Origin of the sequence: Clostridium sp. (genome assembly GCF_040797585.1) — a bacterium.
Classification (GTDB): domain Bacteria; phylum Bacillota; class Clostridia; order Clostridiales; family Clostridiaceae; genus Clostridium_Z.
Map to the genome: position 1 here is coordinate 1 of NZ_JBFNEO010000250.1, position 3,666 is coordinate 3,666.

Consider the following 3,666-nt stretch of genomic DNA (forward strand, 5'->3'; position numbering starts at 1 on the left):
AAACCTTGGAGTTTAAGTAGTGAATAAGATAAGTTTTGAATCAAAAACCCTATATTAAATTTCATATAATTTACTGAGGAATTATATGAATTTCAGCCTCCTTAACTTCTTTTAGTAATTTATATACTGTGGATCCTCTTATAATAGTCTGAAGTTTAGACCTATTAGGATGTCCGATTATTATCTGAGTTACGTATTTCGAAGACGCAAAGTTAACCAGTGCATTAGATACACTTTTTCCTTTAAGAGTTATAGTTTCTGCCCCAAGGTCCTTTGCAAGGGCTATATTCTCATTTAAGGATTTAATATCTTTAGGAGAAGGTTTAGGAGCAAGGATATGGGTACAATCTACATTTACCACCATCCAGTGACATTTATAGGTTTTGGCACGTCTAGCTCCCCTTCTTATAAGTCTCTTACATGCAGGGTTAGAGCTTATACAAACCATAATTCTTTCACAAGTATGCCAAGTTTCTTTAATTCCATGCTGCTTTTTATATTTCTCAAGTTGTTCATCTACTTCTTCTGCAGTTTGACGAAGGGTTAGTTCTCTTAAAGCATTAAGATTGCCCTTTCTAAAGAAGTTTTTAAGTGCCCTTAGTGCAACATCATTTTTATATACGTCTCCTTGCTTAAGTCTAGTTCTTAAAGCATCTGGGCTTATATCAATAACTTCTACCTCTGTAGCATTTTCTATAATTCTATCAGGTACAGTTTCTCTTATCTTTACTCCAGTTATTTTCTCCACAATATCATTAAGACTTTCAAGGTGTTGAATATTTAAAGTAGTGACCACATTAATTCCAGCATCTAAAAGGGCTTCCACATCTTCATATCTTTTTCTATTAATAGACCCTGGTATATTGGTGTGAGGAAGCTCATCTACAAGTATTGTGTCCGGTCTTAGGGAAAGAGCAGCTTCTAAATCAAATTCATCTAAGATTTTTCCATTATAATTTATATTTTTTCTAGGTAACACTGGAAGGTTTCCTATTTGCTTTTGGGTTTCTAATCTGCCATGGGTTTCTACAAAACCTACTAGTATATTTTCCTTTTTGTCAAAACGTCGACTAGCTTCACTTAACATAGAATAGGTTTTCCCTACTCCAGGAGCATAGCCTATGAAAATCTTTAAGTGACCTCTATACTCCTTCCTAGCTTCTTCTAAAGCCTCCTCAGGGGTTAGTCTTCTATCTAAATTCAAAAAAATCACATCCTCAGTAGCCTATTTATAGATATACCATATGGTAATTTAAACTAAAACATCATATATCATTACTTGAGGTATTTTCAAAGGTTGAGCTTTAATATGATATATCTATAGTTTAGATTTTTTAAAAGAATATTAAAATTAATAGATCTATAATTATCTAAGATTAACTTTATCATGAAAATACATAACCTTAAAGAAGGCTAGAAAGGAACATTTAATAGGATAAATGCCATAGTTTTATAAAAAAAAGAACTACAAGAATAGGAGGTTAAAAACCTCTAATATTCTTGTAGTTTCTTTAGTTGACTTATTAAAGAAAGTTATTTATAAATAAAACTGTTCCTTCATTTACTATATAGTTAAAGGAAATTCCGAGGATAAATGCCACTATAGTGAATATAGAGCATTTAATAATTGCTTTATTTAAGGGAGCATCTGAATTTATGATCTTAATAGACTTCCTTAAGAAAACTATAAATATAATCCAAGGAATAATACTTTCTATAGAAAGTATTGGAACAAGGATAAGCAATATAGCAAATAGTATATTAGCTAGAATTCTATCATTCATTATATCTACTCCTTTTTAAAGTAATTAGCTCGAATAAGTTTGTCACTTAAATCAATGGCTTTAAGCATCTCATTCTGCTCCTCAATACTCATGTTATTACTTTTTATTCTTCTTGTATTAAGAACAGCAAAATCTTTTTCTGTATTTAGAAGATTTCTACCCATAGAAGTGTAAGCATAGTCTTCTTTCTCCGCACCAAAAAGGTATGCAAGGGTTGGAAGAGTATCTACTTGTCCACCTAAGGTTTCTATAGTTTTACCTTGAAGATCTTTAGAGTATATTATAAGAGGAACTCTTAAATCATTTCCCTGGAACCAAGGCTCTCCATTTTCTATATTTTTAACTTCATCACCAAAGAATTTATTTACTCCTTCATGGTCCCCATAAATTACTACCACGGTATTATCAAGTATTCCTTTTTTATCTAGCTCATCTAGGAATAGTCCTATATGTTTATCAGTATAACGAGCAGTTTGCATGAACTTACCTACCATATGGTCATTTAGTTCAGTAGGAAGAGTAAGTTCTTTATCCTCTTCAGGAAGGGAGAAAGGAGTATGACTTGTCAATGTTATAGAAAAATTAAAAAATGGCTCAGGCTGTTTTTCTATAACTTCTGAAAGTTGTTTTAAGAAGCTTTCATCACTTAATCCAAGTCCTATCATATGATCTTGATTAAACTTACTAGAATCTAGGCATTCATCAAAACCTATGGATTTTAAAGACTGAAGCCAATTCCAGTAAGATCCCTTATCAGGGTGAGCTGCTAAGGTTTTATACCCCATTCTCTTCATTATATTAGGAAGAGAATTTTCATAAGTATTTGTAGGATATCTAAAGAAGGTAGCTCCACTTCTTACTGGTAGAACTGAGGTGTTAGTTATAAGTTCTCCATCAGAGGTTGTACCATTATGAGTCTGCTCATGAAAATTATTAAAATAAAAACTATTTTTAATAATTTTATTTAAATTAGGGGTAATCTCTTGGCCATTAATACTTTGTCCAATTATAAAGTTTTCAAGAGATTCCACTTGAAGAACTATGAGATTTTTACCTTTAAACATACCTTTATATTCATTATCAGGTATGTTTTCATTCTTATTTTTAATCCAATCTTCTGCTTCTTTTTTCTCTTCCTCTGTTAATACATAAGGCTTACTTTCTTTATAAAAATCATAAAGATCATAAATATGATATCCAATAGGGGTTAAGTTAGTCATGGTCTGATTTTGAGCCCAAGCTTTTCTAAACAAAAACTGATTCTCGTAGGCTTTTCCATAAATATCAATTTTATAATGAGCATAGGTTAAATATAGGGTAGGCACTATAAATAACAATAAAAATCCTTTTAGATCTCTCTTAAAGTCTCTGTATTTTTCTATGTTTCTTATACTAAGGAATATTATAAGAAATATATCAATTACAAATAGTATATCCACTGGTCTTGCCATGGCAAAAACGCTCTCACCTAGGTTATCTAAATTAGAAGTATAACTTAACATATGATAGTTTAAAAAAGAGTGATTACTTCTGTAGTACCATATATCTCCTATATATATTATGGTTAATAGTACATTTAAAAAAGTATAACTCCAAAGGTGGAATTTCTTTTTAAATAAATAACTAAAGGATAAAAATATGCTTATAAATGAAAAATAAGCAATAATTGGAGGAGCAGAAAAGAGAACCGCTCTAAAATTTACTCCCACAGCCTTGTCATCAGATATAAGTAGTAAAAATATTACTGTTTTTATAAATAGCGCTATGAAAGTATATTTAAAAATCTTATCTGTTTTTATAATCTGTAATGTATCTTTTAGTTTCGCCCAGAAAGAAGAGGTTACCTTACTAGGATTTGTATTTAAATTTGTTTGCATTAAAT

Annotated in this window: 3 protein-coding genes; all 3 read right to left on the reverse strand. The window is 30.6% G+C overall.

The annotated features are described in order from the left end of the window. Positions 1-70 precede the first annotated feature (70 nt). Positions 71-1,204 carry a universal stress protein gene (locus AB2369_RS12285; protein WP_367666765.1) on the reverse strand — a complete coding sequence of 378 codons (1,134 nt, stop codon included), beginning with the start codon at positions 1,202-1,204 and terminating at the stop codon, positions 71-73. 319 nt (positions 1,205-1,523) lie between these two features. Next, positions 1,524-1,784, reverse strand: coding sequence for a hypothetical protein (locus AB2369_RS12290; protein ID WP_367666766.1), 261 nt, complete (start codon positions 1,782-1,784; stop codon positions 1,524-1,526). Positions 1,785-1,789: 5 nt separating this feature from the next. Continuing rightward, the coding region (locus AB2369_RS12295; protein ID WP_367666767.1) for an LTA synthase family protein at positions 1,790-3,666 on the reverse strand (1,877 nt) is incomplete at its 5' end.